At 61.1% G+C, this 17,490-nt stretch carries 18 protein-coding genes; 12 read left to right on the top strand and 6 right to left on the bottom strand.

Annotation, left to right across the window (positions count from 1 at the left end):
* Nucleotides 1-146 precede the first annotated feature (146 nt).
* From DFO48_RS07480 to DFO48_RS07465, 4 genes are all read left to right on the top strand, one after another.
* Nucleotides 147-515 (top strand): Mth938-like domain-containing protein, encoded by a 369-nt coding sequence (locus DFO48_RS07480; RefSeq protein WP_003076571.1) that lies wholly within the window; start codon nt 147-149, stop codon nt 513-515.
* Nucleotides 516-654: 139 nt separating this feature from the next.
* The gene (locus DFO48_RS07475; protein ID WP_003057908.1) at nt 655-1,143 is read left to right on the top strand and encodes a peroxiredoxin; all 489 of its coding nucleotides are present in this window, start codon (nt 655-657) and stop codon (nt 1,141-1,143) included.
* 221 nt (nt 1,144-1,364) lie between these two features.
* A complete protein-coding gene (locus DFO48_RS07470) occupies nt 1,365-3,113 on the top strand; it encodes a PhoH family protein (RefSeq protein WP_114862995.1) in 1,749 nt (582 codons plus the stop codon).
* Complete coding sequence (locus DFO48_RS07465) at nt 3,114-3,518, top strand: hypothetical protein (RefSeq protein ID WP_003076576.1); 405 nt, start codon at nt 3,114-3,116, stop codon at nt 3,516-3,518.
* A gap of 159 nt (nt 3,519-3,677) precedes the next feature.
* On the opposite strand, the gene dnaB is transcribed toward DFO48_RS07465, so the two are convergent.
* From dnaB to rpsF, 5 genes are all read right to left on the bottom strand, one after another.
* Nucleotides 3,678-5,111: a replicative DNA helicase gene (gene dnaB, locus DFO48_RS07460; RefSeq protein ID WP_034348979.1), complete on the bottom strand. Its 1,434-nt coding sequence runs from the start codon at nt 5,109-5,111 to the stop codon at nt 3,678-3,680.
* Between the two features lie 150 nt (nt 5,112-5,261).
* On the bottom strand, nt 5,262-5,714 hold the full coding sequence (gene rplI, locus DFO48_RS07455; RefSeq protein WP_003057918.1) for a 50S ribosomal protein L9: 453 nt from the start codon (nt 5,712-5,714) through the stop codon (nt 5,262-5,264).
* Nucleotides 5,715-5,725: 11 nt separating this feature from the next.
* Nucleotides 5,726-6,007 (bottom strand): 30S ribosomal protein S18, encoded by a 282-nt coding sequence (gene rpsR / locus DFO48_RS07450; protein ID WP_003057920.1) that lies wholly within the window; start codon nt 6,005-6,007, stop codon nt 5,726-5,728.
* An 18-nt stretch (nt 6,008-6,025) separates the two neighbouring features.
* The gene (priB, locus tag DFO48_RS07445) at nt 6,026-6,316 is read right to left on the bottom strand and encodes a primosomal replication protein N (RefSeq protein ID WP_003076580.1); all 291 of its coding nucleotides are present in this window, start codon (nt 6,314-6,316) and stop codon (nt 6,026-6,028) included.
* Nucleotides 6,317-6,336: 20 nt separating this feature from the next.
* A complete protein-coding gene (rpsF, locus tag DFO48_RS07440) occupies nt 6,337-6,699 on the bottom strand; it encodes a 30S ribosomal protein S6 (RefSeq protein WP_003057922.1) in 363 nt (120 codons plus the stop codon).
* Between the two features lie 313 nt (nt 6,700-7,012).
* Here rpsF and grpE point away from each other — a divergent pair, with 313 nt between their 5' ends.
* The 3 genes from grpE to dnaJ all read left to right on the top strand — a co-directional run bounded on the left by grpE (nt 7,013) and on the right by dnaJ (nt 10,852).
* Nucleotides 7,013-7,558: a nucleotide exchange factor GrpE gene (gene grpE, locus DFO48_RS07435; RefSeq protein ID WP_114862994.1), complete on the top strand. Its 546-nt coding sequence runs from the start codon at nt 7,013-7,015 to the stop codon at nt 7,556-7,558.
* Between the two features lie 122 nt (nt 7,559-7,680).
* A complete protein-coding gene (dnaK, locus tag DFO48_RS07430; protein ID WP_114862993.1) occupies nt 7,681-9,618 on the top strand; it encodes a molecular chaperone DnaK in 1,938 nt (645 codons plus the stop codon).
* A 100-nt stretch (nt 9,619-9,718) separates the two neighbouring features.
* Entirely contained in the window at nt 9,719-10,852 is a 1,134-nt protein-coding gene (gene dnaJ / locus DFO48_RS07425) for a molecular chaperone DnaJ (RefSeq protein ID WP_003076586.1), read from the top strand.
* 65 nt (nt 10,853-10,917) lie between these two features.
* Here dnaJ and DFO48_RS07420 read toward each other — a convergent pair whose 3' ends face one another.
* Nucleotides 10,918-12,222 carry a tetratricopeptide repeat protein gene (locus tag DFO48_RS07420; protein ID WP_233506343.1) on the bottom strand — a complete coding sequence of 435 codons (1,305 nt, stop codon included), beginning with the start codon at nt 12,220-12,222 and terminating at the stop codon, nt 10,918-10,920.
* Nucleotides 12,223-12,572: 350 nt separating this feature from the next.
* Here DFO48_RS07420 and DFO48_RS07415 point away from each other — a divergent pair, with 350 nt between their 5' ends.
* The 5 genes from DFO48_RS07415 (at nt 12,573) to leuB (ending at nt 17,154) form a co-directional block, all read left to right on the top strand.
* A complete protein-coding gene (locus DFO48_RS07415; RefSeq protein WP_114862992.1) occupies nt 12,573-13,541 on the top strand; it encodes a LysR family transcriptional regulator in 969 nt (322 codons plus the stop codon).
* Between the two features lie 64 nt (nt 13,542-13,605).
* A complete protein-coding gene (gene leuC, locus DFO48_RS07410; RefSeq protein WP_114862991.1) occupies nt 13,606-15,027 on the top strand; it encodes a 3-isopropylmalate dehydratase large subunit in 1,422 nt (473 codons plus the stop codon).
* Nucleotides 15,028-15,051: 24 nt separating this feature from the next.
* Nucleotides 15,052-15,177, top strand: a complete 126-nt coding sequence (locus DFO48_RS07405) for an entericidin A/B family lipoprotein (RefSeq protein ID WP_043007199.1) — start codon at nt 15,052-15,054, stop codon at nt 15,175-15,177.
* A gap of 25 nt (nt 15,178-15,202) precedes the next feature.
* Nucleotides 15,203-15,859, top strand: a complete 657-nt coding sequence (leuD, locus tag DFO48_RS07400; protein ID WP_114862990.1) for a 3-isopropylmalate dehydratase small subunit — start codon at nt 15,203-15,205, stop codon at nt 15,857-15,859.
* A 218-nt stretch (nt 15,860-16,077) separates the two neighbouring features.
* A complete protein-coding gene (gene leuB / locus DFO48_RS07395; RefSeq protein ID WP_114862989.1) occupies nt 16,078-17,154 on the top strand; it encodes a 3-isopropylmalate dehydrogenase in 1,077 nt (358 codons plus the stop codon).
* Nucleotides 17,155-17,490 lie beyond the last annotated feature (336 nt).

The following is a 17,490-nucleotide window of genomic DNA, read 5'->3' as shown; positions in this document are numbered from 1 at the left end:
TTCAGGCACGCCAGGGCGCATTAAGTGCCATGGTGAAACCTATAATTTAAGCACAGTTCCGCGCTGCAGCAATGTCCCCACCCTCTCTGTATGGAGACAGCAGCCATCGCACCCGTCCAGCGCGCCGATTGCGCACACTCTCCATCATGAAATTTCAGGCAGACAAATCCGATGCGCAAACCATCACCGGCTATGGCCCGGGCTGGATCGCCGTTGACAAGCAAAACCACGAAACCAGTCTGCTGGTCGGAGCCCGCGGCCTGCTGACCGAGTGGAACTGCACCCGCTTCGAAGACCTGACGGCCGAGCATTTCGAGGAGCTTGCCAAGCTGGATGCGGAAGTCGTGCTCTTCGGCAGCGGCAGCAAGAACCGCTTTCCGCCTGTGGCCTGGCTCAAACCGCTGATCGCCAAACGCATTGGACTGGAGAGCATGGACACCGCATCGGCCTGCCGCACCTATAACGTTCTGGCCAGCGAAGGCCGCAATGTAGTCGCAGCCCTGCTGCTAGCATAGACTTCTGAGCTTACATTGAGAGAAATACGTATTTCAGGGTAAAATCGCAGGTTGCGGTTGGGGGCGATCGATTGATAAAAACAAAAATACCACCGACGTCCTCGGCATTTCAACGAACACACCCGAGAGATACAAGCGCATGGCGATCGTTGTCAACAAACCACTCCCAGAATTTGAAGCCAACGCCACCGGCGGCGTCAAGGTGTCCAACACCTCGCACAACGGCCAGATTCTGATCCTGTATTTCTACCCCAAGGACAACACGCCGGGTTGTACCACGGAAGCAATGCAATTCCGCGATAAGTACAAGGATTTCGTGAAGGCTGGCGCCACCGTGTTCGGCGTGTCGCGCGACAACATGAACTCGCACAACGACTTCAAGGAAAAGCTGGAACTGCCGTTCGAGCTGATTGCCGACACCGAAGAGAAGATGTGCCACATGTTTGGCGTGGTCAAGAACAAGATCATGTACGGCAAGAAGGTCAAGGGCATCGAGCGCTCCACCTTCCTGATCGGCGCTGACGGCATCCTGATGCAGGAATGGCGCGGCCTGAAGGTTCCCGGCCACGTGGACGAAGTACTCAAGGCCGTCAAAAGCCTGAAGACTCAGGACAAGAAGGTGGCCTGAACCCCGCCCGGGACCGAAAACCTTGCAATTATCTACACGCAAAGTATTTCAAAGTCTTTAAACAAGGCAAAACAGGAAATACTGCTTCAGGCCCTCGCAGCCTATGCATAATGGGGCATGCCTCAGTGCTACGCAGTATTCTCTGTTCACCCCACCAAAGCCGCCTCGGTTTCCAGGCGGCTTTGTGCTTTTTGAATCTTGTTGAGAACGGTTCGTCCACTATGCCCCTGCCCCCCGCACCCGGCCACCGCGCCGCAAAGCTCTCCGCAGAAGCCTTTTCGTCCATCCGCAAGACTGCCAGGCAGACTGCAGAACTTGACGAGGATCTGAACCCCTCCAACGGAGCCGCCCCGAATGTGACTCCAGAGACCGCCCCAGCGGTCACCAAGCCGCGCCGCAGCACCAGCAAGCCCGCCGCCTCGACCACTGCGACCGCCAGGCCGCGCAAGACCGTCACAACAACTGCTGCCGCAGCAACGGCCTCTGCAGCAAAGACAGGGTCAGCTGCCGCAGCACCTGCCAAAACCGCCGACGCAGCTGCCAAGCCTGCCCGCCGCGCCCGCAATACGCGCACCGGCCCGACCACGCTGTTCGTGCTGGACACCAATGTGCTGCTGCACGACCCCAGCAGCCTGTTCCGCTTTGAAGAGCACGACATCTTCCTGCCCATGGTGGTGCTGGAAGAGCTGGACAATCACAAGAAGGGCATGACCGAGGTGGCGCGCAACGGCCGCCAGGTCAGCCGCACGCTGGACTCCCTGGTTGCCTCCCAGCCCGCCGACGGCCTGGAAAAAGGCCTGCCGCTCAATGCCACAGGTCAGCGCAGCGCCACTGGCACGCTGTACTTCCAGACCAACCCTCTGAATGCCGCTCTGCCGGACAGCCTGCCACAGGGCAAGGCCGACAATCAGATTCTGGGCGTGGTCGCAGCCCTGCGCGAGCAGCACAAGGATCGCGAAGTCGTGCTGGTGTCCAAGGACATCAATATGCGCGTCAAGGCACGCGCCCTGGGCCTGGCTGCCGAGGACTATCAGAACGACAAGGTGCTGGAAGACGGCGATCTGCTGTACTCGGGCGCCCTGGCCCTGCCCCACGACTTCTGGGCCAAGGCAGGCAAGAATGTGGAGAGCTGGCAGGAAGGCGCGATCACCTACTACCGCGTCAGCGGCGCCATCGTCGACCAGCTGATGATCAACCAGTTCGTCTATTACGAAGCACCGGGTGAGCCCAGCCTCTACATGCGCGTGACCGAAATCCGCGACAAGACGGCCGTGCTCAAGACGCTGCGCGACTTCGGCAATCCCAAGAATGCCGTCTGGGGCGTGTCCACGCGCAATCGCGAGCAGAACTTCGCGATGAACCTGCTGGTCAACCCCGAAGTCGACTTTGTCACGCTGACAGGCACAGCAGGCACCGGCAAGACCCTGCTGGCCCTGGCCGCCGGCCTGGCGCAGGTGCTGGACGAGCGCCGCTACACCGAGATCATCATGACCCGCGCCACGGTGAGCGTGGGCGAGGATATCGGCTTCCTGCCCGGCACCGAAGAGGAAAAGATGGGCCCCTGGATGGGCGCCCTGGACGACAACCTGGAGTTCCTGGCCAAGGGCGACGGCGGCAATGCCGGCGAATGGGGGCGCGCCGCCACCAATGAGCTGATCCGCAGCCGCATCAAGATCAAGAGCATGAACTTCATGCGCGGTCGCACCTTCCTGAACAAATACGTCATCATCGACGAGGCCCAGAATCTGACGCCCAAGCAGATGAAGACCCTGATCACCCGTGCCGGCCCCGGCACCAAGATCATCTGCATGGGCAATCTGGCCCAGATCGACACGCCCTACCTGACCGAAGGCAGCTCGGGCCTGACCTATGTGGTGGACCGCTTCAAGGGCTGGCCCCATAGCGGCCACATCACCCTGGCGCGCGGCGAACGCTCGCGCCTGGCGGACTTCGCCAGCGAGGTGCTGTAAGTGGCCAGCTGGATCGCGGCGCTCAAGCTCGTGCCCTGGGGCGAGGTCATCAAGGCCACGCCCCAGGTGGTGAAGGCCGCCCAGGGCATGCTCAAGAAGAAAGAGGCTCAGGCCGAAGCGCGCGAGCAGGACGCCAGCGCGCAAAGCGCTGCGCAGCGCATTTCGCCGCCAGCCTCCGCCGGCGAGCAGGCGCTGCTGCTGATCCAGCAGCAGGAGGAGCGCATCGCCCAGCTGGAGCAGTCACAGCGCCAGTCGCTGGAGATCATCGAGAAGCTGGCCCAGCAAAATGCCCAGATCGTCGCGACCGTGGGTGCGCTGCGCATAGGCGCACAACGCCTTGCCTGGGCCTGCGGCGCGCTGGGACTGTGCGTGATCGGCCTTGGCGTCTACCTGTTCAGCCGCTAGCGCTGCAGCCACTCAAAAACAAAGCCCGCAAGGTATGCGCCTTGCGGGCTTTTCTTATGTTCACATTCAATTTGATAGCTGTCAGCGCCCGTTATTCATAGATTTCATATTTATAGAGTTCTGAAATCCATGTTCTAAAAGCGCTATCAGCTATGCTTTTTAGTATTCATCCGTGCCGTAGCCCTGCGCCAGGTTCTCAAAACGCGTCTGGTTCTTCTGGAAGAAGAGCTTCACCGTCCCCGTCGGCCCGTTACGCTGCTTGCCGATGATGACCTCGGCAATATTGGGCTCCTTGCTCTCTTTGTTGTAGTAGTCGTCGCGGTAGATGAACATGATGATGTCCGCATCCTGCTCGATGGCGCCCGATTCACGCAGGTCGGACATCATGGGGCGCTTGTCGGTCCGCTGCTCCACAGAGCGGTTGAGCTGGGACAGCGCGATCACCGGACATTGCAGCTCCTTGGCCAGCATCTTCAAGCCCCGCGAGATTTCGCCCAGTTCGGTGGCACGGTTGTCGGAGCTGGCGGCCGATCCCGAGCCACTCATCAGCTGCAGGTAGTCGACCACGATCAGACCCAGCTTGCCGCACTGACGCGCCAGACGACGCGCATTGGCACGCAGCTCGGTCGGTGACAGGCCAGGGGTTTCGTCGATATGCAGCGACACGGTGCGCAATCGCTCGATGGCCTCGGTCAGACGCGGCCACTCGTCGTCGCTGAGCTTGCCGGTACGCAGATTGCCCTGATTGACGCGGCCGATGGAGCCGACGATACGAACCGCCAGCTGGGCCGCGCCCATTTCCATGGAGAAGATGGCAACCGGCAAGCCTTCATTGAGCGCCACATGCTCGGCAATATTCACGGCAAACGAAGTCTTGCCCATGGACGGACGCGCCGCCAGCACCACCATGTCGCCGGCCTGCAGACCCGAGGTCATGCGATCCAGATCGACAAAGCCTGTGGGCACGCCGGTGACATCCATGGGGTTGTCGGCCATCTCCTGGACCTGGTCCAGCAGATCCACCACCAGCGTGTCCAGCGACTGGAAGCCCTGCTTGTTGCGAGCCCCCTCCTCGCCGATCGCCATGATCTTCTGCTCGGCCTCGTCGAGGATGCGCTCGACGGTCTTGCCCTGCGGATTGAAGGCATTGGTCGCGATGTCGTCGCTGGCCGTGACCAGCTTGCGCAAGATGGCGCGCTCACGCACGATTTCCGCATAGCGACGGATATTGCTGGCACTGGGCACATATTGCGCCAGCTGGTTCAAGTACATCAGGCCGCCGATTTCCTCGGCCTTGCCCATGCCCTGCAGATGCTCGTAGACCGTGATCACGTCGGCCGGCTTGCTGGCATTGATCAGCTTGCCGATGGCTTCGTAGATCAGCTTGTGCTCGTGCCGATAGAAGTCGCCGTCGCCAAGCAGATCGCCAACGCGCTCCCAGGCATTGTTGTCCAGCAGCAGACCGCCGAGCACCGAAGATTCCGACTCCATGGAGTGCGGCGGCACACGCAGTTGCGCCACCTGCTGATCAGCAGTGGGAACCGGGGCGAATGCATCATCTTGCAGATCAAGCGGGGGCATTACTGACGACATGAGACTCCTAGAGACAAGTCCTCCATCGTAGCGGGAGGCGGTGGCGACGTCACGGCGGGTGACGATAAAAACGCTGGCGAGACAAACAATTACCAGAAAACAAAAAACCGCCCGAAGGCGGCTTTTTGCCAATTCAGAACAGAGCCTGAATTAGGAGTGGTCGCCGTACACGGAGACAGCAACTTCTGCAGCCACGTCGGTGTGCAGAGCCACCACCACAGTGGCGTCACCAACGGTCTTGATGGGACCGTTGGGCATGCGCACTTGCGACTTGTTCACTGCGAAGCCGGCCTTGACCAGTTCTTCAGCGATGTCGGCGTTGGTGATGGAGCCGAACAGACGACCGTCAACGCCGGCCTTCTGAGTGATCTTCACGTTGGCGCCGTTGAGCTTTTCGCTCAGTTCTTGAGCGGCAGCCAGCTTCTCGGCAGCAGCCTTTTCCAGCTCAGCGCGCTTGGCTTCGAATTCAGCCTTGGCAGCAGCTGTTGCACGACGTGCAGCGCCGGAGGGGATCAGGAAGTTACGAGCGTAACCGTCCTTGACCTTGACGATATCGCCCAGGTTACCCAGGTTCACAACCTTTTCGAGCAGAATGATTTGCATTGTCGTGCTCCTTAGATCTTGTGCTGGTCAGAGTAGGGCAGCATAGCCAGGAAGCGAGCGCGCTTGATGGCTGTGTTCAGCTGACGCTGATAGATGGCGCGCGTGCCGGTCAGGCGTGCGGGCACGATCTTGCCGTTTTCGGCGATGAAGTCACGCAGGGTGTCGACATCCTTGTAGTCGATTTCTTCGACGCCGGCGACTGTGAAGCGGCAGAAACGCTTGCGCTTGAACAGCAGCGACTGGGTGTTGCGCTTAGGACGCTTGTCCTTGTTGAATTTCTTGAACGTGGCCATTGCTGGACCTCTTGAAAATTAATTTTGTTGAATATCCTGAATGTGTAAAACCAGCATCTTGCTATTGCGCGGCGTGGCCAGAAAACCTTGAAAGGTCCATTGGCTACCGGGTGCTTGGCGGGCCAGCTTTTCAGCCAGGGCGCCAAAGGCAACAGCCTTGACAGATGCATTCACGTTGCGCGCACTGCCCAGCTCTTGTTGCTGCGAACTGTGTTCAATTCGCAAATCTAGGGCCGGCAATCCGGCGGGCGTGTAGCGCAAAGCGGCTTGCTCTGCGAGAAGGCCCGTCAATACAACGCGGTTTTCCACTCCTTCAGTGTCTGATGCTATTAAGCGTGCTCAGCCTGGTTGGCCTTGCGGGCTTCTTCGCGCTCAACGCTCTTCATCATGGCGGAAGCAGCTGTATCAGCCTTCTTCTTCTGCACAGTCAGGTGACGCAGCACGGCATCGTTGAACTTGAAGGCGTGTTCCAGTTCAGCCATCACAGCCTGGTCGGCTTCGATGTTCAGGCACAGGTAGTGAGCCTTAGCGAGCTTGTTGATCATGTAAGCCAGCTGACGACGGCCCCAATCTTCTTCGCGATGCACCTTGCCGCCACCAGCAGCAATCATGCCCTTGTAGCGCTCCAGCATCGCGGGAACTTGTTCGCTTTGATCCGGATGGATCAACAAAATGATTTCGTAATGACGCATAACGACTCCTTTTGGGTAAACGCCGCCCACTGCGTCTGTAGCGGTGCGGCAAGGCAAAACGTGAGATTCTAGCCGAGTAGCAGACTATCTGTACACTCTGGGGCCTATAAACCTGCGATTAGCATCGGTCAATCAAGGCGAGAGGTCCTGAAATCACAAGCACTTACTCTCCTAGAATGCTCCGCAAATCCTGCAGGATCGCTTCAGCCGCTGCGCCCCTCGCCCTTGTCGGGCCGCACAGGTCTTGAAATAGACCTGCCGGAGCGCATCTGGAAGACAGATTGTCTTAAGTTTTGAGAAACCTTCACCAACTATGACCGAGAACCAAAACCCCAACACCATCAACGACGCCAGCCCCGAGGAACTGGAAGCGGCCCTGGCAGCCAATGCGTCGGACGAACTGGGTCGTCTGCAGGCCGAGCTGGAAGAACTCAAGGCCAAGAGCGCGGAACTGGCCGACCAATACCTGCGTGCCAAGGCCGACGCCGAGAACATGCGCCGCCGCGCCGAAGAAGAGGTCGCCAAGGCACGCAAGTTCGGCATCGAGAGCTTTGCCGAAAGCCTGCTGCCCGTGATCGACAGCCTGGACGCGGCCCTGGCCATCCAGAACGCGACACCCGAGCAACTGCGCGAAGGCTCGGACGCTACGCTGCGCCAGCTGAATTCGGCCCTGGAGCGCAACAAGGTGCTGGCCATCAATCCCGCTGCAGGCGAGAAGTTCGACCCTCACCACCACCAGGCCATCTCCATGGTTCCCGCCGACCAGCCCGCCAACACCGTGGTGGCCGTGCTGCAAAAGGGCTATGTGATCGCCGATCGCATCCTGCGCCCCGCGCTGGTGACCGTGGCCCAGGGCTGAGCCCGCAAGACATAAGAAAACCCACCGTCAGGGCAAAAATTGTGAGTGACGGCTCTTGAAGCCGGCCACTACGCCCACAAGTGACGAATCAAGCAAACATTCAACAGATTACGGAGAGAATTATGGGAAAAATCATCGGTATTGACCTGGGCACCACCAACAGCTGCGTCGCCATCATGGAGGGCAACAACACCCGCGTGATCGAGAACAGCGAAGGTGCCCGCACCACCCCCTCTATCGTTGCCTATCAAGAAGACGGCGAAATCCTGGTCGGCGCATCCGCCAAGCGCCAGGCCGTCACCAACCCCAAGAACACCATCTACGCTGCCAAGCGCCTGATCGGCCGCAAGTTTGCCGAAGCCGAGGTGCAAAAGGACATCGACCTGATGCCCTTCCAGATCGTCAAGGCCGACAACGGCGACGCCTGGGTGCAAGTGCGCGACCAGAAGCTGGCGCCTCCCCAGATCAGCGCCGAAGTGCTGCGCAAGATGAAGAAGACCGCCGAGGACTTCCTGGGCGAAGCCGTGACCGAGGCCGTCATCACCGTGCCCGCCTACTTCAACGACGCACAGCGCCAGGCCACCAAGGACGCCGGCCGCATCGCGGGTCTGGAAGTCAAGCGCATCATCAACGAACCTACCGCTGCTGCCCTGGCCTTCGGCCTGGACAAGGTGGGCAAGGGCGACCGCAAGGTGGCCGTGTATGACCTGGGTGGCGGCACTTTCGACGTCTCCATCATCGAAATCGCCGACGTGGACGGCGAAAAGCAGTTCGAAGTGCTGTCGACCAACGGCGACACCTTCCTGGGCGGCGAAGACTTCGACCAGCGCATCATCAACTACATCATCGACGAGTTCAAGAAGGAACAAGGCGTCGACCTGTCCAAGGACGTGCTGGCACTGCAGCGCCTGAAGGAAGCTGCTGAAAAGGCCAAGATCGAGCTGTCGAACTCCGCCCAGACCGACATCAACCTGCCCTACATCACCGCCGATGCCACAGGCCCCAAGCACCTGAACATCAAGCTGACCCGCGCCAAGCTGGAATCGCTGGTGGACGATCTGATCGAGCGCACGATTGCGCCTTGCCGCACCGCCATCAAGGATGCCGGCATCTCGGTCTCCGACATCCACGACGTGATCCTGGTCGGCGGTATGAGCCGCATGCCCAAGGTGCAGGAAAAGGTCAAGGAATTCTTCGGCAAGGATCCCCGCAAGGATGTGAACCCCGACGAAGCCGTGGCCGTGGGCGCTGCCGTGCAGGGCCAGGTGCTGGGTGGCGAGCGTTCCGACGTGCTGCTGCTGGACGTGACTCCCCTGTCTCTGGGTATCGAAACCCTGGGCGGCGTCATGACCAAGATGATCAGCAAGAACACGACCATCCCCACCAAGTTCGCGCAGACCTTCTCCACGGCTGAAGACAACCAGCCTGCCGTGACCATCAAGGTGTTCCAGGGCGAGCGCGAGATCGCCAGCGCCAACAAGATGCTGGGCGAGTTCAACCTGGAAGGCATCCCACCCGCATCGCGTGGCACGCCCCAGATTGAAGTGACCTTCGACATCGACGCCAACGGCATCTTGAACGTGTCGGCCAAGGACAAGGCTTCCGGCAAGGAAAACAAGATCACCATCAAGGCGAACTCTGGCCTGTCGGAAGAAGAAATCCAGAACATGGTCAAGGATGCTGAGCTGAACGCAGCCGACGACAAGAAGAAGCTGGAGCTGGTGACCGCCAAGAACCAGGGCGAAGCCGCTGTTCACAGCGTCAACAAGAGCCTGGCCGAGCATGGCGACAAGCTCGATGCCGCCGAAAAGAGCACCATCGAAACCGCCGTCAAGGAGCTGGAAGAGGCGCTCAAGGGCGAGGACAAGGACGCCATCGACGCCAAGACCACGGCCCTGATGACGGCCAGCCAGAAGCTGGGCGAGAAGATGTACTCCGATGCACAGGCCGCAGGCGGTGCCGAAGCCGCTGCTGCCGCAGCAGGTGCCTCCGCCGGCGCATCGGCTGCCGCTGACGACAACGTGGTTGACGCCGAAGTCAAGGAAGTCAAGAAGGACTAAGCGCGGGCAGGTCCTGGCCTCAAACCATTGACCGCTTGCCGCCGCGCCGGGCTCCCAGGAGCTGGCGCGGCGTTCCTGTTCTATCCGACCGAAAACTCACATGTCCAAACGTGACTACTATGAAGTTCTGGGCGTTGCCAAAAGCGCCTCGGACGATGACATCAAGAAGGCCTATCGCAAGCTGGCGATGAAGTTCCACCCTGACCGCAATCAGGGCGACAAGGCCAAGGAAGCCGAGGAAAAATTCAAGGAGGTCAAAGAGGCCTACGAGATGCTTTCCGATAGCCAGAAACGCGCGGCCTACGACCAGTACGGCCATGCCGGCGTGGATCCCAATCGCGGCATGGGCGGCGGCGAGGGCTTTGGCGGCTTTGCCGAGGCCTTTGGCGACATCTTTGGCGACATGTTCAATGGCGGCGGCGGCCGCGGCGGTCGCGGCGGCCGTCAGGTCTACCGCGGCAACGACCTCAGCTACTCCATGGAAATCACCCTGGAAGAGGCCGCCAAGGGCAAGGATGCCCAGATCCGCATTCCGAGCTGGGACAGCTGCGACACCTGCAGCGGCAGCGGCGCCAAGCCCGGCACCAGCACCAAGACCTGCACCACCTGCAACGGCATGGGCACGGTGCAGATGCGCCAGGGCTTTTTCAGCGTGCAGCAGACCTGCCCGCACTGCCGTGGCACGGGAAAGATCATCCCCGAGCCCTGCACATCCTGCGGCGGCCAGGGCAAGGTCAAGCGCCAGAAGACGCTGGAAGTGAAGATTCCAGCCGGCATCGACGACGGCATGCGCATCCGCTCGGCCGGCAATGGCGAGCCCGGCACCAATGGCGGGCCGGCAGGCGACCTCTATATCGAGATTCGCGTCAAGGACCATGACATCTTCGAGCGCGACGGCGACGATCTGCACTGCAACGTGCCCGTGAGCTTCATCACCGCCGCCCTGGGTGGCGAAATCGAAGTACCTACGCTGCAAGGCAAGGCTGCGATCGACATTCCCGAAGGCACGCAAGCCGGCAAGCAGTTCCGCCTGCGCGGCAAGGGCATCAAGGGCATTCGCTCGAGCTACCCAGGCGATCTGTACTGCCACATCGTGGTGGAGACTCCGGTCAAGCTCACCGAGTACCAGCGCAAGCTGCTCAAGGATCTGGACGAATCGCTCAAGAAAGGCGGCTCCAAGCATTCGCCCAGCGGCGAAAGCTGGACGGACCGCCTGAAGAGCTTCTTCAGCTAAGCCCCCTGTGCCCCAACAAAAAGCCCATCGGCAATGCCTGATGGGCTTTTTTCATGGCGCGTCGATCACTCCTTGCCGGGCTTCCAGTTGCGCACCTCGCGCTGCACCTTCAGCCGCTCTGCGGGGCTCAATGTCTGCTCGGCCGTCTGCATGCGGCTTTGCAGCGAGGGATCCTTGGCATGAGCGATAGCCAGCCAGAAATAGGCCTTGCCCATGTCTTTTTGCACGCCCTGACCACTGACATACATGGCTGCCAGATTCGACTGCGCCAGGGTGTAGCCCTGCTTGGCTGCACGATCGAACCAGCGCGCCGCCTGGCCTGCATCCTGCGGCACGCCCTGGCCGTTGGCATACAGGAAACCCAAAGACGACTGGGCCGCCGCATTGCCCTGACCGGCCGACTTCTCCAGCCACCGCGCCGCGCGCGTCAGATCCTGCGGCACCAGCGCACCTACGGCATAGATCATGCCGGTGTTGTACTGGGCGTCGGCATGGCCTTTCTCGGCCGCCTGTTCAAACCATTGCAGGGCAGCCCGACCGTCCTCCTTGACGCCCCGGCCGCTGGAGAGCATCACCCCCAGGCTGTACTGACCTGCAGCCTCGCCGCTTTTGGCCGAACGCTCGAACCATTGCACAGCCTGTGCATCATCGGCCGCCACGCCTCGACCCTCGGCATACATCAGACCCAGGTTGTTCTGGGCGATGCCGTCGCCCTGCTCTGCCGCCTTGCGGTACCAGTTCACAGCCTGCGCCTCGTCCAGAGTCACGCCCCTCCCATTGGCATAGAGCACTCCCAGGTCGGACTGCGCAGGCGCATAGCCCTGGTCAGCCGACTGGCGATACCAGTGCACAGCCTGTGCCAGGTCCTGATTCACACCTTTGCCAAAACGGTAGCGCGAGCCCAGCAGATACTGGGCCTTGGCGTCGCCCGCCTGTGCTGCTGCACGTATGGCTGCCAGCTCCTTGGCATCTTCGGCCTGATTGTTCCTGGCCTCCGGCGTCCAATGCTCACGGCCCAGCGGAGCGGCCGCTGCCGCACCTGCTGCCGCAGCACCAGCGACCGCTGCATTGCGGCCGGTGCGCCCTTTTTTACCGGCCTTGCCGGTGGACTTGGCCGATGAAGATTTGGCAGCACCTGCAGTCGTGCTCTTGGCGGACTTGGACGATTTGGCTGGCGCGGCCGCACTGGATTTGGCCGGGGTCTTGCCCTTGGCCACAGCTGGCAAGGCAGTGCCGCCCAGCGCCAGTGCAGCTGCCAGCAGGCAGGCATGGCTCCAGCAACGGCTGCGGTGCAAGAGGGGCGCCCCCGAAGCCATAGCTGGCAACTCGGAAGGCTCACTGTCGGACATCGGATGGTTGGGAACTCTCATGACTCACATTTTTGCAGCGAATAGCGTCGATTCCTGGCTGCTTTACTGACGATTTACTTTGTAAAAAAATGCCGGAACTCAGGCACCAGAAAGACTTCCGCACCTCAGCCCGGATCAGGCTTGAACGATTCTGGCATCTAGAGTCTTCGCTATGAAAATGCAAGTGCGCAAGACTGACAAATGCAACATCGCATTCTCAGGTCTTGCCAAGTCATCGCAAAGCAAGAATTCACCCATCTCCAAAATTTACCCATCGCCAAGCAAGACATCTCATTCAAAGATGGATACAGCTAGATTAATCGGTAAAAATGCTGAAAACTTCTCGAAACGAGAAGACTTGAGCCTACCCCATGAAGAATTCAGAGCGCAGTTTTGCGCGCCGCATCGACCTCACCTCGCTTCAGCTGTTCGTCGCCGTGTGCGAACTGGGCAGCATTGGCCGCGCCGCTGAACGCGAGTTCATTGCGGCCTCGGCCGTCAGCAAGCGCCTGTCCGACCTGGAAGCGACGGTGGATACCGCCCTGCTCTATCGCCACAGCCGCGGCGTGACCCTGACGCCGGCCGGCGAGAGCCTGCTGCACCATGCGCGCAATGTGCTCTACGGGCTGGAGCGCATGCAAGGCGAGCTCTCCGAATATGCCGACGGCGTGCGCGGCCATGTGCGCATGCACGCCAACATGTCGGCCATCGTGCAGTTTCTACCCGAAGACCTGGGAGCCTTTGCGCGCGAACACAGCCAGATCAAGATCGATCTGCAGGAGCACCTGAGCCCCGACGTGCTGAGCGCCGTGGCCGAGGGCACGGCCGATATCGGCATCTGCACGCTGGGCAATATCAGGAGCAACGAAGGCAATCAGGCCACCGTTCAGCTGACCCAGGGCAATGTGCCGCTGCAGTACCGAAGCTATCGCAACGACCGATTGGTCGTCGTCGTGCCCGAGCGCCACGCCCTGGCCGAGCGCGAAAACGTCGCCTTCACCGAAGTGCTGGAATGGGACATCGTCAGCCTGCATGCGGGCTCCTCGATCAGTCTGGCCATGCGTGCTGCCGCGGCCCAGGCCGGTCATCCGCTGCACCAGCGCATCCAGGTCACCAGCCTGGACGCCATGTGCCGCATGATCGACAACGGCCTGGGACTGGGCTTGCTGCCCGACCGCGCATTCGAGCTGATGCATGGCGTGGGCCATCTGCGCGCCGTGCAGCTCACCGACGACTGGGCACACCGCGAACTCTGCGTGGTGGCCCGCGACTTTGAAGCGCTGCCGGTGACCACCCGCCTGCTGGTCGATCACCTCTGCCCCGCCAGCGCCAAGGCTTGAAGCACTGCTCAGGCCCGCCACAGAACACAGAATCCTCCCAACAAACCAACCTCACGAGACCACCATGGGACGCACCCTCTACGACAAGATTTTTGACGAGCACGTCGTTCACACCGAGGAAGACGGCACCTCTGTCCTCTATATCGACCGCCATCTGGTGCATGAAGTCACCAGCCCCCAGGCCTTTGAAGGCCTGCGCATGGCCGGGCGCAAGCTGTGGCGCGTCAGCTCGGTCGTGGCCACTGCCGACCACAACACGCCCACCGACGGCTGGGAGCGCGGCTATGACGGCATTGCCGACCCCATCAGCAAGGAACAGATCACCACGCTGAACAGCAATATTGCCGAGTTCGGCTCGGCGGCCTTCTTTCCCTTCATGGACAAGGGCCAGGGCATTGTTCACGTCATGGGCCCCGAGCAAGGCGCGACCCTGCCCGGCATGACCGTGGTCTGCGGCGACAGCCACACCTCCACCCATGGCGCTTTCGGCGCGCTGGCCCACGGCATCGGCACCTCCGAGGTCGAGCATGTGATGGCCACCCAGACACTGCTGGCCAAGAAGGCCAAGAACATGCTGGTGCAGGTCAACGGCAAGGTCGCGCCCGGCATCACCGCCAAGGACATCGTGCTGGCCATCATCGGCAAGATCGGCACCGCCGGCGGCACGGGCTACACCATCGAGTTTGCTGGCGAAGCCATCCGCGACCTGAGCGTGGAAGGCCGCATGACGGTCTGCAACATGGCCATCGAAGGCGGCGCCCGTGCAGGTCTCGTGGCCGTGGACGACAAGACCATCAACTACATCAAGGGCCGCCCCCTGGCGCCCACGGGCGGCGAATGGGATGCCGCCGTCGGCTACTGGAAGACACTGCATTCCGACGCCGATGCGAAGTTCGACCGCGTGGTGGAGCTGAACGCCGCCGACATCGTGCCCCAGGTGACCTGGGGCACCAGCCCCGAGATGGTGCTGGGCATCGATGCCGTCGTTCCCGATCCCGACAAGGAAAAGGACTCGAACAAGCGCGGCGCCATCGAACGTGCGCTGACCTATATGGCGCTGGAGCCCGGCAAGCCCATCAACGACATCTTTATCGACAAGGTGTTCATCGGCTCCTGCACCAACAGCCGCATCGAAGACATGCGCGAAGCCGCAGCCGTGGTCAAGAACCTGGGCCAGAAGGTCGCCAAGAACATCAAGCTGGCCATGGTGGTGCCCGGCTCCGGTCTGGTCAAGGAACAGGCCGAGCGTGAAGGCCTGGACCAGATCTTCAAGGCCGCCGGCTTTGAATGGCGCGAACCCGGCTGCTCCATGTGCCTGGCCATGAACGCCGACCGCCTGGAGCCCGGCGAGCGCTGCGCGTCGACCTCGAACCGCAACTTCGAAGGCCGTCAGGGCGCCGGTGGCCGCACCCACCTCGTCAGCCCCGCCATGGCCGCTGCGGCAGCCATCCACGGCCACTTTGTCGACATCCGCAAGTTCTCCTAAACCATTTCTTCAGCGAGACAGAGCATGAAGCCTTCCGTCACGATTCTCTTGATCGGCCTGGCCTTCACCATGGCCGCCTGCAACACCGTCAAGGGCCTGGGCCAGGACGTGCAAAGTGCCGGCAGCGCCATCGAACGTGCCGCTCGCTGAACCCTTGATCCCTGGAATTCACGCCATGCAAAAATTCACCGTGCACAAGGGCCTTGTCGCCCCCATGGACCGCGAGAACGTCGACACCGACGCCATCATTCCCAAGCAGTTCCTGAAGTCCATCAAGAAGACCGGCTTCGGCCCCAACCTGTTTGACGAGTGGCGCTATCTGGACCAGCCCGGCCAGCCCGGCGTGCCCGAAGCCGACCGCAAGCCCAACCCCGAGTTCGTGCTCAACCAGCCCCGCTTCAAGGGCGCCAGCATCCTGATCGCGCGCAAGAACTTCGGCTGCGGCTCCAGCCGCGAGCACGCGCCCTGGGCCCTGGACCAGTACGGTTTCCGCGCCATCCTGGCCCCCAGCTTTGCCGACATCTTCTTCAACAACAGTTTCAAGAACGGTCTGCTGCCCATCGTGCTGCCCGAGGCCACGATCGACCAGCTGTTCAACGACGTCGCGGCCTTCCCCGGCTACGAGCTGACCATTGACCTGGAGCGCCAGGTGATCCTGAGGCCCCAGGGCGAAGAGATCGCCTTCGACGTCATCGCCTTTCGCAAGTACTGTCTGCTCAACGGCTTCGACGATATCGGCCTGACCATGCGCCATGCCGACAAGATCAAGGCCTTCGAAGCCGAGCGCCTGGCGCAAAAGCCCTGGCTGGCGCATACGTTGATTCAGAAGTAACCCCCTGAGCCGCTTTGCGGCCTCCCCCAAGGGGGACGACATCCTCGCGGCGGGGCTGCCCTTGCTCGATGTCTCTCACTTTGGGGCATGCCTGATTCAAGTTCAACTATCAATAAATGAGCTGCTTGCGCTTGCTATCAATAGATTTTGATAGATATTCAATCTGAAATCTATGAATAACAAGCGCAAGCAGCTATCAAATTAATCAAAGGAACATCATGAAGATTGCAGTTTTGCCCGGTGATGGCATCGGTCCCGAAATCGTCGCGGAAGCCGTCAAGGTGCTCGAGGCCCTGAATCTGGGCCTGGAGATGGAAACCGCTCCCGTGGGCGGCGCCGGCTACGAAGCTGCCGGCCACCCCCTGCCTCCCGCCACGCTGAAGCTGGCCCAGGAAGCCGACGCGATTCTGTTCGGTGCGGTGGGCGACTGGAAGTACGACACACTGGCCCGCCCCCTGCGCCCCGAGCAGGCCATTCTGGGCCTGCGCAAGGCCCTGGGCCTGTTCGCCAACTTCCGTCCCGCCATCTGCTACAAGGAACTGACCCACGCCTCCAGCCTCAAGCCCGAGCTGGTTGCGGGCCTCGATATCCTCATCATCCGCGAGCTGACCGGCGACATCTACTTCGGCCAGCCGCGCGGCCGCCGTGTGGCTCCCGATGGTCACTTCCCCGGTGCCGAGGAAGCCTTCGACACCATGCGCTACACGCGCCCTGAGATCGAGCGCATCGCCCATGTCGCCTTCCAGGCTGCCCAGAAGCGCGACAAGCGCGTGACCAGCGTGGACAAGGCCAATGTGCTGGAAACCTTCCAGCTGTGGAAAGACGTGGTCACCGAAGTCGCCAAGCAGTACCCCGACGTGGCGCTGGACCACATGTACGTGGACAACGCCGCCATGCAGCTGGTCAAGGAGCCCAAGCGCTTCGACGTGGTGGTGACCGGCAATATGTTCGGCGACATCCTCTCCGACGAAGCCTCCATGCTGACCGGCTCCATCGGCATGCTGCCCAGCGCCAGCCTCAACGACAAGAAGCAAGGCCTGTACGAACCCAGCCACGGCTCGGCTCCCGACATTGCCGGCAAGGGCATCGCCAACCCCCTGGCCACCATTCTGTCGGCCGCCATGATGCTGCGCTTCAGCCTGGGCCAGGAAGCAGCCGCCCTGAAGATCGAAGCCGCCGTGCAAAAGGTGCTGGCCGACGGCCTGCGCACTGCCGACATCTACAGCGAAGGCACGACCAAGGTCAGCACCCGTGAAATGGGTGATGCCGTGGTCAAGGCGCTGGCCAGCGTCTGAGGCACCGAAACCGCTGAAGCCCGGCCGCCGCCGTAAGCGGCGGCTTTGGGTTTGACGCAAATTTCGGCGCCAAATAAAACAAAACGTCAAAAATAAATCATTTATTTCGACGTTTTGACTAGAGTTTCAAGCACTTTTAGTTCTTCAAGCTTTTTCTCTAGTCGCTAGAATGACAACTCTTATGTTTGCCGCACGCACCTTCGCTCCCGAAATCGTCACACCCGCAAAGCTTGCCGGTGTGAATGCGCGCGCAATCACCATTAAGACGATTACAGGCTGACCCAGCCCGGTTCGTCGCGCGCCCCTTCCGGCCCTGACGAGCCGGCCGAAGCAGTC

Origin of the sequence: Comamonas sp. AG1104 (assembly GCF_003350425.1) — a bacterium.
GTDB classification, from domain to species: Bacteria; Pseudomonadota; Gammaproteobacteria; order Burkholderiales; family Burkholderiaceae_C; genus Comamonas; species Comamonas testosteroni.
Note: the sequence above shows the minus strand (reverse complement) of the source record. Positions and strands in the feature narration are given on the sequence as shown.

What these genes read in the sequence shown, in the direction of transcription:
- DFO48_RS07480 (WP_003076571.1), top strand. Translation starts at nt 147, where the DNA reads ATGAAATTTCAGGCAGACAAATCCGATGCGCAAACCATCACCGGCTAT.
- DFO48_RS07475 (WP_003057908.1), top strand. Translation starts at nt 655, where the DNA reads ATGGCGATCGTTGTCAACAAACCACTCCCAGAATTTGAAGCCAACGCC.
- DFO48_RS07470 (WP_114862995.1), top strand. Translation starts at nt 1,365, where the DNA reads ATGCCCCTGCCCCCCGCACCCGGCCACCGCGCCGCAAAGCTCTCCGCA.
- dnaB (WP_034348979.1), bottom strand. Translation starts at nt 5,111, where the DNA reads ATGTCGTCAGTAATGCCCCCGCTTGATCTGCAAGATGATGCATTCGCC.
- rplI (WP_003057918.1), bottom strand. Translation starts at nt 5,714, where the DNA reads ATGCAAATCATTCTGCTCGAAAAGGTTGTGAACCTGGGTAACCTGGGC.
- rpsR (WP_003057920.1), bottom strand. Translation starts at nt 6,007, where the DNA reads ATGGCCACGTTCAAGAAATTCAACAAGGACAAGCGTCCTAAGCGCAAC.
- rpsF (WP_003057922.1), bottom strand. Translation starts at nt 6,699, where the DNA reads ATGCGTCATTACGAAATCATTTTGTTGATCCATCCGGATCAAAGCGAA.
- grpE (WP_114862994.1), top strand. Translation starts at nt 7,013, where the DNA reads ATGACCGAGAACCAAAACCCCAACACCATCAACGACGCCAGCCCCGAG.
- dnaK (WP_114862993.1), top strand. Translation starts at nt 7,681, where the DNA reads ATGGGAAAAATCATCGGTATTGACCTGGGCACCACCAACAGCTGCGTC.
- dnaJ (WP_003076586.1), top strand. Translation starts at nt 9,719, where the DNA reads ATGTCCAAACGTGACTACTATGAAGTTCTGGGCGTTGCCAAAAGCGCC.
- DFO48_RS07420 (WP_233506343.1), bottom strand. Translation starts at nt 12,222, where the DNA reads ATGAGAGTTCCCAACCATCCGATGTCCGACAGTGAGCCTTCCGAGTTG.
- DFO48_RS07415 (WP_114862992.1), top strand. Translation starts at nt 12,573, where the DNA reads ATGAAGAATTCAGAGCGCAGTTTTGCGCGCCGCATCGACCTCACCTCG.
- leuC (WP_114862991.1), top strand. Translation starts at nt 13,606, where the DNA reads ATGGGACGCACCCTCTACGACAAGATTTTTGACGAGCACGTCGTTCAC.
- DFO48_RS07405 (WP_043007199.1), top strand. Translation starts at nt 15,052, where the DNA reads ATGAAGCCTTCCGTCACGATTCTCTTGATCGGCCTGGCCTTCACCATG.
- leuD (WP_114862990.1), top strand. Translation starts at nt 15,203, where the DNA reads ATGCAAAAATTCACCGTGCACAAGGGCCTTGTCGCCCCCATGGACCGC.
- leuB (WP_114862989.1), top strand. Translation starts at nt 16,078, where the DNA reads ATGAAGATTGCAGTTTTGCCCGGTGATGGCATCGGTCCCGAAATCGTC.